Origin of the sequence: Burkholderia sp. Tr-20390 (assembly GCF_017104595.1) — a bacterium.
Classification (GTDB): Bacteria; Pseudomonadota; Gammaproteobacteria; order Burkholderiales; family Burkholderiaceae; genus Burkholderia.
Genome location: NZ_JAAGPC010000189.1, coordinates 1 through 16683, shown reverse-complemented (window position 1 = coordinate 16683; position 16683 = coordinate 1). Strand labels below are relative to the sequence as shown.

Annotated in this window: 12 protein-coding genes; 6 read left to right on the top strand and 6 right to left on the bottom strand. The window is 65.7% G+C overall.

The annotated features are described in order from the left end of the window. Positions 1 to 149: 149 nt before the first annotated feature. Positions 150 to 590, bottom strand: coding sequence for an Rrf2 family transcriptional regulator (locus G3N98_RS32755; protein WP_206150509.1), 441 nt, complete (start codon positions 588 to 590; stop codon positions 150 to 152). A 166-nt stretch (positions 591 to 756) separates the two neighbouring features. Here G3N98_RS32755 and G3N98_RS32750 point away from each other — a divergent pair, with 166 nt between their 5' ends. The 5 genes from G3N98_RS32750 (at position 757) to G3N98_RS32730 (ending at position 5828) form a co-directional block, all read left to right on the top strand. Then, on the top strand, positions 757 to 1671 hold the full coding sequence (locus G3N98_RS32750) for an NAD(P)/FAD-dependent oxidoreductase (protein WP_206150508.1): 915 nt from the start codon (positions 757 to 759) through the stop codon (positions 1669 to 1671). A gap of 147 nt (positions 1672 to 1818) precedes the next feature. Beyond that, positions 1819 to 2745: a LysR substrate-binding domain-containing protein gene (locus tag G3N98_RS32745; protein ID WP_206150507.1), complete on the top strand. Its 927-nt coding sequence runs from the start codon at positions 1819 to 1821 to the stop codon at positions 2743 to 2745. A 128-nt stretch (positions 2746 to 2873) separates the two neighbouring features. Then, entirely contained in the window at positions 2874 to 4004 is a 1131-nt protein-coding gene (locus G3N98_RS32740; protein WP_206150506.1) for a DSD1 family PLP-dependent enzyme, read from the top strand. Positions 4005 to 4113: 109 nt separating this feature from the next. Beyond that, positions 4114 to 5085 (top strand): ornithine cyclodeaminase family protein, encoded by a 972-nt coding sequence (locus G3N98_RS32735; protein ID WP_206150510.1) that lies wholly within the window; start codon positions 4114 to 4116, stop codon positions 5083 to 5085. A gap of 23 nt (positions 5086 to 5108) precedes the next feature. Continuing rightward, the gene (locus tag G3N98_RS32730; protein ID WP_206150505.1) at positions 5109 to 5828 is read left to right on the top strand and encodes an HAD-IA family hydrolase; all 720 of its coding nucleotides are present in this window, start codon (positions 5109 to 5111) and stop codon (positions 5826 to 5828) included. Between the two features lie 504 nt (positions 5829 to 6332). Here G3N98_RS32730 and G3N98_RS32725 read toward each other — a convergent pair. The 4 genes from G3N98_RS32725 to G3N98_RS32710 all read right to left on the bottom strand — a co-directional run bounded on the left by G3N98_RS32725 (position 6333) and on the right by G3N98_RS32710 (position 15260). Next, on the bottom strand, positions 6333 to 11195 hold the full coding sequence (locus tag G3N98_RS32725) for an RHS repeat-associated core domain-containing protein (protein WP_206150504.1): 4863 nt from the start codon (positions 11193 to 11195) through the stop codon (positions 6333 to 6335). A gap of 44 nt (positions 11196 to 11239) precedes the next feature. Further along, positions 11240 to 14053 (bottom strand): type VI secretion system Vgr family protein, encoded by a 2814-nt coding sequence (gene vgrG, locus G3N98_RS32720; RefSeq protein WP_206150503.1) that lies wholly within the window; start codon positions 14051 to 14053, stop codon positions 11240 to 11242. A gap of 132 nt (positions 14054 to 14185) precedes the next feature. Beyond that, the gene (locus G3N98_RS32715) at positions 14186 to 14803 is read right to left on the bottom strand and encodes a glutathione S-transferase family protein (RefSeq protein WP_069250828.1); all 618 of its coding nucleotides are present in this window, start codon (positions 14801 to 14803) and stop codon (positions 14186 to 14188) included. A gap of 88 nt (positions 14804 to 14891) precedes the next feature. Continuing rightward, the gene (locus G3N98_RS32710) at positions 14892 to 15260 is read right to left on the bottom strand and encodes a hypothetical protein (protein WP_011356150.1); all 369 of its coding nucleotides are present in this window, start codon (positions 15258 to 15260) and stop codon (positions 14892 to 14894) included. Between the two features lie 80 nt (positions 15261 to 15340). Here G3N98_RS32710 and G3N98_RS32705 point away from each other — a divergent pair, with 80 nt between their 5' ends. Beyond that, positions 15341 to 15808, top strand: a complete 468-nt coding sequence (locus G3N98_RS32705) for a MarR family transcriptional regulator (protein ID WP_089474204.1) — start codon at positions 15341 to 15343, stop codon at positions 15806 to 15808. Between the two features lie 36 nt (positions 15809 to 15844). On the opposite strand, the gene G3N98_RS32700 is transcribed toward G3N98_RS32705, so the two are convergent. Then, positions 15845 to 16438, bottom strand: coding sequence for a TetR/AcrR family transcriptional regulator (locus tag G3N98_RS32700; protein WP_069250827.1), 594 nt, complete (start codon positions 16436 to 16438; stop codon positions 15845 to 15847). Positions 16439 to 16683: the final 245 nt, after the last annotated feature.

The following is a 16683-nucleotide window of genomic DNA, read 5'->3' as shown; positions in this document are numbered from 1 at the left end:
CGTGCACGAGCGGGTAGCCGGCCATCACCAGCAGCTCGAGACAGTTGTCGAACGACGCGGTATCCGACTGGCCCGGATAGATCAGCGGCCACAGCTTCGGCAGATCGTCGGCGAGCACGTGCGACGCCCGACGGCGATGCTGCGGTGCGTCAGCGCGGCTTGCGCCGCTTCGCGTGCTTCACCTCGAAATCGCGCGACAGCATGCCGAGCGTGACTTCGCCGAAGCGGGCGAGCAGCGTCGTCTCGGCCTCCTTCAGCGTGGCCGACAGGTGCGCGTTGACGGCCTGCTCGACCAGGCATTCGGCCTCGTCGTCGGTCACCAGATCGGAGAACAGCGGCGGCTCGCCCACCGCGCGATAGACGTCGAGCAGCGTGATGTCGTCGAGCGCGACGCTCAGCACCCAGCCGCCGCCATGCCCCTTCTCCGACTGCACGTAGCCGCAGTCGCGCAAGCCGCCGAACAGGCGCCGCACGACGACCGGGTTCGTGCACAACATCGTCGCGATCGCGTCGGACGTCATCGGGCCGTCGGCCTGATCCATGTGGATCAGCGCATGCAGCATCCGCGACAAGCGGCTATCGGTTCTCACGAGCGGCGCTCTCCTCTCTCGAAACTTTTGAAGTTGCGTGAATGATACCATCGCCCTATCATGCAACTTCTCGTGTTTCGTGAGTTGGGTTGAGTTGAGTTGAGTTGAGACGACCACCATCGGAGCACGTCCGTCATTCACGCAGGTTCAGGAAAGGAGTCAGTGCATGCATGGCCATCATGAAGTGATCGTGATCGGCGGCAGCTTTGCAGGGCTGTCGGCCGCGATGCAGCTTGCGCGGGCGCGCCGCCGTGTGCTCGTGATCGATGCCGGCCGGCCGCGCAACCGCTTTGCCGCGCACGCGCACGGTTTTTTCGGGCAGGACGGCAAGCCGCCCGCGCAGATCGTCGACGAAGCCGCCGCGCAGCTCGCCGCGTACCCCACGGTGCAGCGGATCGCAGGCGACGTACGCACGGCCGAGCGCGACGGGGACGGCCGCTTCCACGTGACGCTCGCCGACGGCAGCCGGGCGAGTGCCGACCGGTTGATCCTCGCGACCGGTATCCGCGACGAACTGCCTGCACTGCCGGGGCTTGCGGAACGTTGGGGCGTGAGCGTGCTGCATTGTCCGTACTGCCATGGATACGAGGTGAGCGGCCAACGGCTCGGCGTGCTCGCCACGCATCCGCTGTCGGTGCATCAGGCGATCCTGATTCCGGACTGGGGCCCGACGACGTGGTTCACGCAGGGCGTGGTCGAAGCGAACGAAGAAGAAGCCGCGTTGCTCGATGCGCGCGGCGTGCGCATCGAGCAGTCGCCGGTCGTGGAAATCCTCGGCGATGCGCCGCGGATCGAAGCGTTGCGGCTCGCCGACGGGCAGGTCGTGCCGATCGATGCACTGTTCGTCGGCGCACGCACGGCGATGGCGAGCGATCTCGCGCAGCAGCTCGGCTGCGCGTTCGACGACGGGCCGCTCGGCCCGGTCGTGCGCGTCGATGCAATGAAGCAGACGAGCGTCGCCGGCGTGTTCGCGGCCGGCGACGCGTCGACGCCGATGACCAACGCAACGTTCGCATCGGCGTCGGGCGTGATGGCCGGGGTGGCCGCGCACCGGTCGCTGATTGTCGGGCTCGGCCGGTAACGGTGCATGGCGCCGCGGGCCGTGTCATTCGAAGCAGCCAGGCCATCCGATTCGATGCGCGACCGACGCGATCCACAGCAGCATCGATGGATTCGCGTCGCGATGTGCGGTTTAATGCTCGGCACACCCAGCATTAAGAGAAACGAAATGCTCGACCTCGACGACCTTCGACTCGTCCGCGCGATCGGCACGTCGCGCTCGCTGGCCGCGGCCGCGCGGCTGCTCGATCTCACGCCGCCCGCGGTCACGATTCGCCTGCAGCGGATGGAGGCGCGACTGAACGCCCGGCTCGCCGTGCGGCAGCCGAAAGGGATCGCGTTGACCGACGAAGGGCAACGGCTGTACCAGGAAGCCGTCGACATCCTCGAGCGCGTGGAGGCGCTGCCGGTCAGCATCTCGGGCGACCACGGCGACGTGCGCGGCACGCTGCGCGTCGTCGCCCCGCTCGGCTTCGGCCGCAAGTACGTCGCGCGGATCGTGCGCGACGTGCAGCGCGCGCATCCGAAGCTCGACATCGCGCTCCACCTGTCGGAGAGCCCGTTGACCAGCGCGCCGGGCGCCGACGTGGTCGTTCACGTCGGCAGCCTCAAGTCGTCGTCGTGGATCGGGTATCCGCTCGCGCCCAATGACCGCTTTCTGTGCGCGAGCCCCGCCTATGCGCGCCGCATCAAGGAACTGAACCATCCGTCCGACCTGGCCCGCTACGACTGCCTGTGCCTGCGCGAGAACGACGAGGACATCCCGCGCTGGCGCTTCTCGCAAGGCGGCGACGTCAAGGGCGAACCGCGCCGGTCCGCCGTGATCCGCGTGACCGGCGCGCTGTCGTCGAACGACGGCACCGTCATCACGGATTGGGCGCTGGCCGGGCTCGGGATCGTCGAGCGCTCCGAGTGGGACGTCGCGCCGCTGCTGGCGAACGGCAAGCTCGTCCGGTTGCTGCCCGACTGGCATCTGCCGCCCGCCCCCGTGACGGCGCTGCTGCCGTCGCGCACCGGCCGTTCCGCGCGGCAACGGGTGTTCCTCGAGGCCGCCACGCGGTTGCTCAGCCCGCCGCCGTGGCGCGGCGACGCGTGAGCCGCGCCACGGTCCACGCGATCCTTTCGATTAAACAGCCTTTAATGCCGGATTAGCAGTGCGTTAAACCCGAGACTCATCGACGGCCCTACAGTGTCCGCATCGGCAACCCTCCGAGGCAACGCATCGTGGACCTTCAAACCCTCAACACCCCGGCCGCCCTGATCGACGTCGGCCGCATGCAACACAACATCGGCCGCATGCAGGCGCATCTGGATGCGCTCGGCGTCAGGTTCCGGCCGCACGTCAAGACCACCAAGTGCACGCACGTCGTCGATGCCCAGATCGCGGCTGGCGCGCAGGGCATCACGGTGTCGACGCTCAAGGAAGCCGAACAGTTTTTCGCGCACGGTATCCGGGACATCGTCTACGCCGTCGGCATGGTGCCCGCGAAGCTGGGCCAGGCGGTCGCGCTGCGCCGGCAGGGCTGCGACCTGAAGCTGGTCGCCGACAGCCTGCCGGCCGCGCACGCGATCGCCGAATTCGGGCGCGCGCACGACGAGCGCTTCGACGTGTGGATCGAGGTCGACGTCGATGGTCACCGCTCGGGGATTCCGCCCGACGCCGACCTGCTGATCGACGTGGGCCGCGCACTGGTCGACGGCGGGATGGTGCTCGGCGGGGTGTTGGCACACGCGGGCTCCAGCTACGAATACAACACGCCCGACGCGCTGGCGGCGATCGCCGAGCAGGAACGCAGCCGCACCGTGCAAGCCGCGGAGCGCCTTCGGGCTGCCGGGCTGCCTTGCCCGGTCGTGAGCATCGGCTCGACCCCCACCGCCCTCACGGCGAAACATCTCGAAGGCGTGACCGAAGTGCGCGCCGGCGTGTACGTGATGTTCGATCTCGTGATGCACAACATCGGCGTGTGCGACCTGTCCGACATCGCGCTGTCGGTGCTGACCACCGTCATCGGGCACCAGGAAGAAAAAGGCTGGGCGATCGTCGACGCCGGCTGGATGGCGATGAGCCGCGACCGCGGCACGCAGCGCCAGGCGCACGATTTCGGCTACGGGCAAGTTTGCACCGAACACGGCGACGTGCTCGGCGACTACGTGATGAGCGCAGCCAACCAGGAGCACGGGATCGTGTCGCGGGCAGGCACGCCCGACGCCGGCATCGCGCAACGGTTTCCGATCGGCACCCGCCTGCGCATCCTGCCGAATCACGCGTGCGCCACCGGTGCGCAACATCCCGAATATCAGGCGATCGGCGAAGAAGGCGGCGCGCAAACGTGGCCGCGCTTCTACGGGTGGTGAGCAAAGCCGCGCGCCCGTGCCGCCCCGTCGATTCATTGACTATTTGTCCAAATCTGGACAAAATTTAAACCACCCCGATATGCGTGGCGCCGAAAGCGCTTGCCCGAACATGCCGACCGACGACCGACTCCTGCTTCTCGACCGCGATACCGTCGCGCCCGCCCTCCAGGCCGCGCAAGTGACGGCGGCCGTTCGCGAAGCCTTCGTGCTGCATAGTCAGCGGGCCGGACGCGTGTTCCCGGTGGTGCGTGAGAAGCTGCACACCGGCGGCGTGTTCGGCATCAAGTCGGGCGATGTCGCGAATCAGGACCTGCTCGGTTTCAAGGCGGCCGGATTCTGGCCCGGCAACCGCGGGCTCGGCGGCGAACCGCATCAGGCCACCGTCGCGCTGTTCGACCCGGCCACCGGCCGACCGCTATGCATCATGGACGGCAATGCGATCACCACCGCGCGAACCGGCGCCGCCGGCGGCCTCGGTCTGCAACTGCTCGCGCGTCGCGACAGCGCGCGAATCTGCGTGTTCGGCACGGGCGTGCAGGCGCGTGTCCAGCTCGACTATGCACTCGGGCTGCTGCCGCAACGGTGCACCGTGCAGTACGTGAGCGCCAGCGGCAAGTCCGACCCGGTGTTCGAATCGGCCTTCCGGGAACGATGCACGATCGGCGTGGCGCGCGAGCGGAACGACGCGGTGGCCAATAGCGACGTGGTGATCACGGCAACGCCCGGCGGCGGCCCGCTGTTCGATGCGGATGCGGTGCAGCCGGGCACCCACCTGACCTGCGTGGGCGCCGATACCGCCGGCAAGCGCGAGCTGCCGGCAGGCGTGCTGGACCGCGCGCGGATTTTCGTGGACGATCACGACCAGGCGCGCAGCATCGGCGAGTGCCAGTGGGCGCCGGATTTGCCACGCACGGAAATCGGTGACATCCTCGCCGGAATCGCGACGGTCGACCGCGCGCCGCACGAGATCACCGTCTTCGACATGACCGGGCTCGCGCTGCAGGACCTGACCGTCGCACGCTTCCTGTATCGGCAGGCCCTCGAAAACGGCACCGGAATCTCCATTCCGTGGCCCTGGTAAAACGAAACTCCCCGTCAAGCTCCATGCGTCTCACCCAAGTTTCCGCCCTCTCGTTCGACCTGGACGACACCCTGTGGCCGTTCGGGCCATCCGTCGTACGGGCCGAAGGGGAGCTTCGCACGTGGCTGATCGAGCATGCACCCGGTACCGAGCGGGTGCTGCCCACGCAGCAGGCGCTCAGCGACTTGCGTGAGGAATACGAACGATTGTGCCCCGACCTCGCCGGCGACTTCCGCGCGATGAGGATCGGCTCGATCCGGCTTGCGCTGGAGCGCGCGAACGAAGATGTCGCGCTCACCGACCGTGCGTACGCAGCGTTCTATGCCGCACGCAACCGGGTCGAATTCTATGAAGATGCGTTGCCGGCGCTCGCGTGGTTGAGTGCGCGGTTTCCGTTGATCGCGGTGACCAACGGCAACGCGGATCTGCGACTGACCGGCGGCGGCGAATTCTTTCGTGCGACGCTCAGCGCGCAGGCGTTCGGCGTCGCGAAGCCGGAGCCCGGGATCTTCCATGCGGCGGCAGAAACGCTCGACGTGCCACCGGCGGAATTGCTGCATGTCGGCGACGATTACCACCTCGATATCGTCGGCGCATTGAACGCGGGGCTTCAGGCAGCGTGGGTGGTGCGCGATACGCACCGGGAAGCGGAGCGCGTGCAGCAGCAGGCCGCGACGCCGCACGTCACGCTCAGCGACCTGTCGATGCTGTGTCGCATGCTCGGTGGGCCTGACGACGTGTGACGACACGCAGCGGAATGGCTGTGGCGTCGTCAGTCAGTCTGCGTTCACGTTGAACGCGGCAAGCTCACCATTGCCGCCGCGCCGCAGTGACGCAGTGACGCAGGCCGAGCAGATCATCATCGGCCCGGATCGCCGCCAACCTCGCTAACAACAAGGGCCGCTGTCGCGGCCCTTGTTGTTAGTTACTGGACTTGATGCGAAACGCCTCCTTCAGCGTTACTTCATCGTCCCAATCCCCATCTTCGAAGCATCTAACGCCCCTGCTGCTCAATGCTCCTTGCACCAAATTGTACAAATTCAGCGACCTAAAATTAACTTCCAGCCATAACGACCGATCACCCTCTTGAGTCAACCTAGCATCATATTCAGCCGACGTCTGTAGTTCCCGATCCTTCAGACAGACTTCCTGAGCTTGCGCTTTAACACAGGCGTCACTCGACTTCAGTGAATCGATGACAAGCTGCGCTGAAGCAGTGTCGTCAAACACCAATCTATATTCATAGCTCATGATCCGTGCGGCCTCCCTCGAACGGCTGGCAGATCAGCAGGGTTACGGATACCAATGTGCGTTTCATTTGGATCCAGTGATACAAGTCCACGATCATTAAGTTGATTCCCGGCGGGATCTTCCTTGTGGACGTGAGCGTTATTTCCCGATCTATAAGGACAAGGGCACTTGTTTCCGTATTTATGAACCCGGACCTCCGATCCGTCCGCATGCTTCCAAGTCTCGTTCACGCCATTGTCTTTCGTTTTGGCAAAGCCCGCATCATTCAGCACCGACCCTACACGTGACACACTGCGTCCTTTCACCCGAGGCAGATCGGATGCAGCAGAAAGTCCCAGCGGATCGATCCACGTGATGGGGTTCGGCGCGTACTGCCACGCATTCAGCCCACCTTGCAGCCCGATCGGGTCCTTCGATATGAACCTACCCGTATTGGGATCATAGTAGCGGTTGCGGTTATAGTGCAGCCCCGTCTCCTCATCACGATACTGCCCCTGGAACCGGATTGCGTTCCCCACCTCGTTCCGCTCCGGTATCTCCCGCCAGACCGTCTTCTCTCCACCCCACGCCCGATACCGCCCCAGCCACACCACCTTCCCCGATTCATCCAGCAACTCCTGCGGCGTCCCGAGGTGATCGTTCTGATAGAACAGCGTCGCATGCCGCGTCTTCGCCGGCACCTGCACGAACCGCCCATCCGTGCCCGTCGCGATGAACGCCGCCTCCACCAGCGTCTCGTCCAGTCGCGCCAGCGGCACGAACGTGCCGGGTTCGTGCAGGTACAGCGACGCCCCCTGCCACTGGCGCCACTCGCCGAACGTATGGATTCGCTGCGCCACCGGCACCGAGTACGGATCGTCGGGATCCTCCCGCACCACCTGCGCCGCCCGATGCGCGCGCGAATCGCGCTCTTGCAGCTCCAGCGGCGCAATGTGGAACCGTTCCTCCATCAGCAGCACGTCGCCGTCCCACGTGAACACCGTCCGGTCGATACTGCCGTCCTTTCTCCCGACCTCCTTCATCCGGCGACGGCCAAACGCGTCGTAGGTGAAGCTCACGCGCAACTCCGGCCGCACCGTGCCCGGGATCGACGTCACGCCGCTCGCCGTCCGCTCGAGCCGGTCAACCTCGTTCGCCGCCGGCGGCTTCGCATAGCGATCGGCACGCCTGAGCCGGTTCGCCGCGTCATAGTCGTACAGCCACGTCACCCCGCCCGGTTCCGTCTTGCGCACCAGATTGCCGCGCGCGTCGTGCTCGTAGCGCGTGCGATTCAGTTCCTTCAGCACATTGCCGATGCACTTCGGCAGCGACTTCTCCCACCGGGTCAGCGCGTCCAGCTCGTCGGCTATCCGCAAGCGCCGCGCGAGCTGCGCCTCCGGCAACCGTTCGCCCGGATGTGCGTCCCACCACGCGCGATCCTGCGCCATCTGTCGCCGCATCCGCGCCGAGGCCGACTCGATCGTTTCCTCGCTCGGGCGCGGCGGGATCTTCTCCGGATCCACCGGATTGCCCGCCGGATCGAATGCGAACACTTCCTTCAGGTCCGGCGTCGTCGCCTTCAGCAGGCGCCCGGTCGGGTCGTACGTATAGTCCGTGGCGCCGCGCACGAGGTCCTCGATGCGCGTCAGTTGGCCCGCCGCGTCGTAGCCCAGCCGGCGACTGGCGATCCAGTCTTTCGGTAACGTCTTTTGTGCGTCGTGACGCACGATCATCCGTTTGAGCCGCCCGATCGGATCGTATTCGCGTGTCTGCTCGAAGCCGCGGTACCGGCGAAGGGTTTCGCGATGCAGCGAATCGCGCTCGACATCCACCAGCGGCTGGCCATCCAGCAGCACGCCGTGCAGATGGCCCGAGCCGTAACGCAGCCAGTCGATTGTCCGCGTGTTCGGCAACTGCGTGCGGATCCGGTTGCCGAGCGCGTCGTATTCGTGCCGGGTCACCGTCGTGTAGGCGCTGCCGGTATCCGGGTAGATCGTCTGCTCTTCCGCGATCAGGTTGTCGGCATCGTCGTAGTGCAGGTACACGCGACTGAAGTGCCCCTGCGCGGTCGTCAGGCGCCCGCGGGCGTCGTAATAGAAGCGCTCGGTCACCTGACCGCGACCGCCCGCGCCCTTCGTCTCCCGCTGCGTCAGCCGGCCGAGCGGATCGCGCGCATAGGTCGTCTCGATCCCGCCGGTCTGCGAGCCGGTCAGTTGCCCCGCTTCGTCCCACTCGTAGCGCGTCGTGCTGCCGTCGAAGTCCGTCTGTTCGGCGAGGCGGCCCAGCCGGTCGTAGCGGAACCTCGTCTGTTCATGGTTCTCGTTGGTCAACGTGCCCAGCCGCCATTGCCGGTCGTATCCATACGCCAATTCCCGGCCCGCCGCATCCTTGCGCCAGGTCGGCTGCCCGCGTGCATTGAACGTGTATTCCGTGACCTGGCCCGCGCCGTCACGGTACGTCCGCAGGTTGCCTTCACCGTCCCACGTGAAGCGCTCCTCGGTACCGTCCGCATGCGTGACGCTCACGACCTGCCCCCGCGCATCGCAGCGATACAGCGTGTCGTGGCCCTCTGCATCGGTGACGCTCGACAGGTGGCCGCGCTCGTCATAGCCGTAGCGCGTCGCGTGGCCGGAACAGTCGGTCGCCTCGGCCAACCGTCCCGCATGGTCGTAACGAAAGCGCGTCACGCCGCCCTTCGGGTCAGTCAGCGACAGCAGTTCGCTTTGGACACTCCATGCGTAGCGGGTCGTGCGACCCGACGCGTCCGTCACGGCAACCGGGTGGCCGAGCGGATCGTATTCGGTCCGGGTGACGCGGCCGTCCGGGGTCGTGACCGCGACCGGCAGACCCGATGCATCGTATTCAGTGCGGGTCGTATTGCCGAGCGCATCGGTTTCGGCGGTCAGTCGCCCCTGGTCGTCATAGGCGAAGCGCTGCGTGTGGCCCGCCGCATTCTTCGTGCCGACCAGACGGTGCCGTTCGTCCCATTCGTACGATTCGGTCGAGCCATCCGCGTGTTCGACCAGCACGATCCGGTTGTGGAAGTCGTAGCGGTGGATCGTGGCGTGGCCGTCGGCATCGGTGACTTTGGTGTACCAGTGCTCGCGGTGATACTCGAAGTGCATGTCGTCCTGCACATGCGGGCCTTCGTTGCCGTGCCATGTCCTGACGCATCGTGCATCGGCCGGCGCCGGCACGCCGTCGTGGCGGCCCGGCCAGTCCCACGCCAGGTTCGCGGGGTGGCCGTTGAAGTCTGCATAGCGCGTGAGCAGGTGCTGTTCATACGCGTACGTGCGCCGGAAACCGAGCATGTCGACATGGCTCGTCAAGTCGCCTTCGGGGCTGTACGTATAGCGCGCGAGCGCCTCGTTCACGAGGCCCGGAACACCCGCACGGTAGATCGCCGATACGCGCCCATCGACGTATTCGATACGGATCGCATTCGCCGCGCCGTCGCTGATCGTCGCGAGTTCGCCGGCCGCGTCATAGGTGAAGCTCAGGCCGAGACCGTCGCGGTTGGTGCGGACGGCAAGGCGAAACCGGGCCGATGCAACGAGGCCGTGCAGTTCGTAATCCTCTCGACTGCCGTCCGGATAGCTCAACAGAATCCGGCGGCCATCAGGGCGCGCAATCGTGAATTGCTCAGCCGGGACCTCGACCGATTCCCCCACCGCCACCGGCGGCAGCGGCACCGCCCGGCTGTCGGGATCGAAGAACGTCAACGCCCCGTCACGCTCCTCCAGTGACAGGTGATACGCGCTGCTCCAGCGTGCGCCCAGCGGGCTCGCATCGTAAGCCGTGAGGCTCGACCGGTAGCGCCGCGTCCACACGATTGGCACGATGCCGTCGAGCACGAAGTCCGTCTGCTCGAGGTTCTCGTCGCCCATCGCGTAATTGACGGGCTTCGCGCTCGCCGTCTGCGGGCACCCGCACCCGTCTTTCGCCGGCAGCGTGCTCGGTGCAGCGCCTTTCTGCGTCGAATCGCGATGTTCACCCGTCTTCCTGTGCGGCTCGCGCATCGTGCCCGGCGCAGCCTGCGCGACATGCGACGGAATCCCGCGCGCCTTGCGGATCCTGATCTCTGCGGTGATCTGCGCAGCCATGAACAGCAGGCTGCCAGCCTCCTCCGCGCGGCCGAACGCCCGGTCGAGCATCGGCCCCGTGTCGCGATCGAATGCGTCCAGCCAGGCGACGATTGCCTCGCGTTGCCCCGACACCTTGAGCAACTGGTCGATGCCGACGAGCGCGATCTCTTCCGTCGACGGCACCCACGACAGGAAGCCCGTGTTCTTCTTGATCCGCCCCATCTGCTCGGCCGCCGACACGGGATCGAGCACGAAGCGCCGTACCGTGCGCGAGGCATCGCGCACGCCCGCGACGATGTCCGTCTTCCACTTCAGAAGGTGCGTATCGAGTTCCGCCATGAACGTCAGCACGTCGCCGCCGGAGGTGGCCCAGAACAAGTCGACCAGCACCGCCGCGCCCGCACCCTTCGCAAACGCGAGCAGCACTTCCTTGACGACCGCACGCGCCGGACGTGTCGCGTTTCCGGCGGCCGGCACGACGCCGATCGCATCGATCGCGAGGATCCCCCAGTTGAGCACCTTCTTCGTGCCACCGGGCTCGCTGCAGATCCGGTAGATGTCGACGCCGACGTCGTACAGCGACATCGCATTGCCGACGAACGGCACCATGTAAAGGCACTGTATGAAGATCTCGAGGCCGGGGTTGCCGATCGATTCCGCACCGGAAGCAATCAGTTTCGGCGAGGTGCCCGGTGCTGGCACCGGGCTGACGATGACGCGTCGTGCTTCGGCATTCTGAAGAATGGCCTTCGGAATCTGGCGTTGAGGTGTAGCGGGAGCAGTCGTTTCGGCCATGAGTTGTTATCTGTTTCGAGCAGGACGCGATCGCAGAGCGCGGATCAACGCGACACGGTGGTTTTGACGAGACCGGGAACTGCATCGGGCACCGATGCCGATGTGCGGCTGGTGATGGAATTGACGTCAGGCCGGCCGACAGCATCGAGTGAGGATCGCGCGAATCCGGCGACATCGCCTCTCTCGACATTTGCCGTTACGCTCGATGCCGTTGCCTTCAGGGAAACCACCGTTCCCGGTGCCGGTGCGAGGGCCCCGACTTCCGGGATCGACGCCGTCATCGCTGCCCCGACGAGACTCGGCACCGCCCGAACGGCATCGCCGCCTGCCGCCGAAAATGGCGCCGCGCCTTTCGGATCACTCCACTTGCGCGCCTTGTCCTGAAGATCGTGGTCTTCCTCGAGATATTGGACCGCGCCACCACCATGCGGCACGTTCGCCACCGTGCCCCGACCGTTGGCATCGAGCCGGCCCTCGCGCCACGAACCGTCCGGAAACGTTACTCGGTACTGCGCGTTCCTGACCGGCTCGCCATTCGGGTACGCATGCCAGAGCTGCATGCCGGTTTGCTCCTGTTTCGGCATCAGTGGCAACGCCTGGCGTCGGGTCGCGGAGGGCCCGACACTCAACGGCCCGTTCAACCGGATCTCGCTCGCGCTGCCGATCTCCACGAGCCCGCCTTCGAGCTTGATATAAGCACCGCCGCACATCAGCGTCAGCGCCTTCTGCGCATTCAGCGTCACCGCATCCGACGTGCTCGCGATCGTCACGCCCTTCAGCGCCGTGAGTTCGAGTGCGTCCGCCTGCGCCTGCACATCGACCTTGCCCGCGCCCGCGTACAGTTTCATTCCCTGCGCGTTCGCATACATCGACACCGCATTCCCAGCCGCGACCGTGAAGTTTCCACCGATCGCCGCGTCCGCATTGCCGCCCGTCGTCGTGAAGAGATGTCCTCCGGCCGCCAGTTGCATGTGCTCGCCGCTGGCGATCGCAATGCCGTGCGGTGCGGACGCGAGCAGGACCGCCGCTTCGAGATCCTTGATCTGCGACTCCAGCAACGCCTGCTGCGCATCGCATGCCGCCACCGTTGCTCGGGCTTTCTCGACCGCTTCGGCCAGGCTGCGCATGCGAGATCGGGCCGCGTCGAGCTGCATGCGCGCGGCGGTCATCTCGAAGGCCTGCCCGCCAGCGTTCGGCTGAACATCTGCTGTCAGGAACAGCCCTTTGCCCGCACGCAGTACCCCACGCTCGTCCGTTCTGACCTCGAATCCTTCGCCGCGCGTCTCCTTCCGTCGGTCGACCAGATGCCCGAGATTCACCTGCGTCTTGCCGCCGTAATCCGTCGACAACTTGATGCTTTCGCGCCCCTGCCGATCCTCGAAACGCAGCTTGTTGTTCGCTCGCGTGCGAATCACGTTGCGCGTATTGAAGCCGTCCTTGCTCGTCACCAGGTCGACCGCCTGACTGTGATGAAGCGCATGCGCGATATAAGGCCGGTTCGGATCGCCGCCGGCAAATGCAACCGCCACCTCCGTATCGGCGAGCAGCGGGAAATGAAATCCAGTCTGGTTGTCGCCCGCGAACGGTTTGGCGAGCCTGAGCGGCACGGATTCGCCACCGGCCGCCCAGTCGTCGAAATCGAAATCGAATCGAACGGTATAGAGGCCGCCACTCGTCAGGTGTGCATAGGGCGAAGCGTCCGGCGTCGTGACGCGCGCAGACAGCGTGCCGGCGATCGTCGGCCAGCGGCGCTCGTCGAACTTCAGGCGGAACGGCCGGCCGCAGGGAATCGCCTCGAACGTGTTGATATAAGACGTGTCCCGGCCACCCGAGTGACGCACCGACACAACGACGATCCCGTGCGGTGCGTCGGCCGGTTGCTCGTCGAGCTTCGCAACGAGCCCCGGTGCGAAATCCACCACCGAACTCACGCCGGAATACACGACCTGCCACGCAACCGCAGCTTCGTGACGCAACTGCGCTTCCCGCCGGGCTTCATCACCGTCCAGATGATGCGTACCGAAGACGTAACGCCGGCCCCACGTCGTCTGATCGTCGCGAGCGACATTCGCCTCGGCGTTGAAGCGGTCGTATGCCTTTTCCGGGTTGTAATCGGCGACCTTGACCGACTGCGGAACCGTTTCACTCAGCGACTCGAGCGACAGCACGGCCTCGTGACCGGTTTCGAGACCGCTTGCCTCGCGGTACGGAATGACGACATGCGGGCGATACGTATAGGCGTCGACATCGTCACCGAAATGCAGTTCGTCCCCATGCTGTCCCGCGCGGAAGAAACAGAACAGGCCGGCTTGTTCCATCAATAGCCGGATGTAGTCCCAGTCGGACATCCGGTATTGCATGCGGAACGCAAGACGCGGATAGGCTCTCCGCAACTTGAACGAGAACTGATGAGCGCGGAACGCGTGGCGCTTGAGGATCGACTCGACGATCTCCGGCACGGACTGCTGCTGATAGATGCGCGACGCCTCGGCCAGGCGCAGACGCGCGACGAACGGCTCGACGACGACACGATACGACACGAAATCGCGCGTCATGCGAACCTGCCCGAACGCCGTGACGCAACCGTCGAAGGTGCGCACTGCGTCGGCGGGTCCACCCGTTTCCGCCGGCTCGATCGTGAAGGTCGCCGGGCGATTGAGATAGTCGTCGCGCGCAAGCGAAACCGGGCTGGTCAGTATCAGTTCGATTCGATAAGGCTCGCCAAGCCGCTCGTCGAGCACAAACGACACGATCGACAGATCCTGCGCCCGAGGCGCACCCGGCACCTCCAGGAAATACGACTGACGACCGGTTATCCACTGCGCTAACGCGCTATGTGCACCTCGTTCCAGAGCCATCCTTTTCCCTCAGCCACCGTTTTTTTCGTAAGCTGAAGGGATAAAGGATGGCTGCACCTGTGTCCAGCGATTGGCAACAGTCCGAAACAATGTTCGTGGTTGCCCGCGCCGGCATGACCGGCCGCCGCCCGTTCACGCCGCCTTGCGCGCGTCCGCGATCCGCTGCGGTGCCTTCGGCCGCGCATACAACCGTTCGAGATACGCACGCAACTGCGGAAACGGTTCGATCAGGTTGCACTCGCCGGCCCAGTCGATCAGGTAAGCCGTCACGCAATCGGCCACCGTCAGCGTATCGCCGACGATGAATTCGCGCCCTTCGAGATGCTTGTCGAGGATCGCGGCCATCGTCCTGAAATCCTCGCGCGCCAGTTCGATGTCGGCCGGCGAACGCTTCTCCGGCGGATAGATGAACGAGTGCCGCGTGATCCGCCACAGCGGCTGCTCGAGCTCCGTCACCGCGAACATGACCCACCGGTAAGCCTCGGCCCGCAGCGCCGGATCGACCGGCAGCAGCGCCTTCTCCGGGTACTTGTCCGCGAGATACAGCACGATCGCGGCCGATTCGGGAATCACGAGGTCGCCGTCCACCAGCACGGGCACCTTGCCGGCCGGATTGAGGCGCAGGAATTCGGGCCGCTTGTGTTCGCCCTGGAGCAGGTTCACCGAGATGAACTCGAAATCGGCATCCAGTTCCTTCAGCCCCCACAGCGCGCGTTGCGAGCGGGTGCCGGCAAATCCGTAAAGCTTCATCGCCAGTCTCCATCCAGAATGTCGGGAAAACGTCCACCTGCCGGCCACGGCGCATCGCCGATACACGGCGCCGGGCCTCGCGCGTCGTTCACGCGCCGGGAATCGCCAGCACCGGCATCACGTCGATCGCCACGCCCGGGAACAGCGTGAAATGCGGATGGCCTTCGAACAGCGCGGCCGCGGCTTCGTGCGAGGCCGCCCGCACGACGGTGAAGCCGCTCATCGCGTTCGCCGTGTCCTTGACACCGGCGGCATCGATGGTCTTCGTCTTGCCGAGCGGGCCGCCCATCTCGACGATCGCGTCGCGATGCCGGTCGACCCACGCATGCCATGCGGCGATGCCGTCGCGCTCGCGCGTGCGCCGCTCCTCGTCCGGCAGCGCCATCCACGCCTTCATCGCCGGGCTATCCTTCGTCCCGAGAAATACCGCGAGATACAACTGCTGTTGAGCACTCATGTGTCCCCTCCGGTGACGGACGCGACGGGCTGCCGCGCCTCGACCTTGACAAGATAGGTTGATATCAACACAATTGCAACATGGCACGAAAAGAAAAGCTCCCCTTCGAAACGACGCTGATGGTGCGCGATTGCTGCCTGTGCCTGCACATGCAGCGCGCGGCGCGCAATCTTGCGCGGATCTTCGACGATGTGCTGCGCCCGCTGGATCTCACCAACGGCCAGTTTTCGCTGCTGATGTCGCTGAACCGGCCCCAGCCGGCGCCGATGAAATCGGTCGCGTCGCTGCTCGCGATGGACCGCACCACGCTCACGGCCGCGCTCAAGCCGCTCGAGCGGCGCGGCCTGGTCACGATCAGCCAGGATCCGGACGACCGGCGCAGCCGCCTGCTCGAACTGACGCCGGCCGGCCAGGACCTGCTCGCCGCGGCGTTTCCGCTGTGGCAGCAGACGCATGCCGAGATCGAACGGCCGTTCGCGCCGGGAGAAGTCGATCAGTTGCGCGGCCAGTTGCGCGCGCTGTCGGTCGATCCGGCCGCGCGCGATTGAGCCGGACCGGCGCGCGGATCGCCGCGGCCGGGCGGCTTACTTGCGGCCCTTCTTCGGCAACAGCAGTTGCGCGAATTCCTGCAGGAAAGCCACGGGCCCATGCGCATGCAACGCCTGCCCGCTGCTCAGCGCGCCGTCGATCACGGTCGCAAGCCGCAGCGCGAAGGTTTCCGGCTCGTCGACACCCATCGCATCCGCCAGCTCGGTCAGCCGGCGCCGCAATTCCTGCTTGTGCGCGACGGCCACCTTGCGGGCCGGATGGTTGCCGTCCGCGTATTCGGCGGCGATGTTGATCTGCGGGCAGCCGCGATAGCCGGGGCGCGCAATGCGCTCGCCGATCCATTGCAGCTGCGCATCCAGTTCCTCGCGCGGCGTGCGCCGGTATTGCGCGGCCACCGCATCCCAATGCGCCCAGAAATCGGCGTCCTCGCGCAGCAGGAACGCTTCGATCAGGTCGTCCTTCGTCGTGAAGTAACGATAGAGGCTCGTCTTCGCCACGCCCGCCTGCGCGACGATCAGGTCCACGCCGACCGCGCGCGTACCCTCCCGGTAGAACAGCTCGCTGGCCGTCTGCAGAATGCGTTCGCGCGTATCGGGCGCGTTCCCTGGTGTGCCTGTTTCCTTTTTCATCTCGACCCGGCCGTGCTGGCCGCCCCTACCGCAACAGTGAGCCGATCATAGCACCGCGTGCTTGACGACGCTACAGGTCTGTCCTATAAAACAGACCGTTCTGTATCGGAGTGGATCATGGATGATCGAATGACGGTTGCAGTCTATGGCGCCACGGGTCATACCGGGCGGTTCGTCGTCGCGGAACTGGCGCGGCGCGGCGTGCGCGCGATCCGCATCGGGCGCGACGCCGCGCGGCTCGCGGA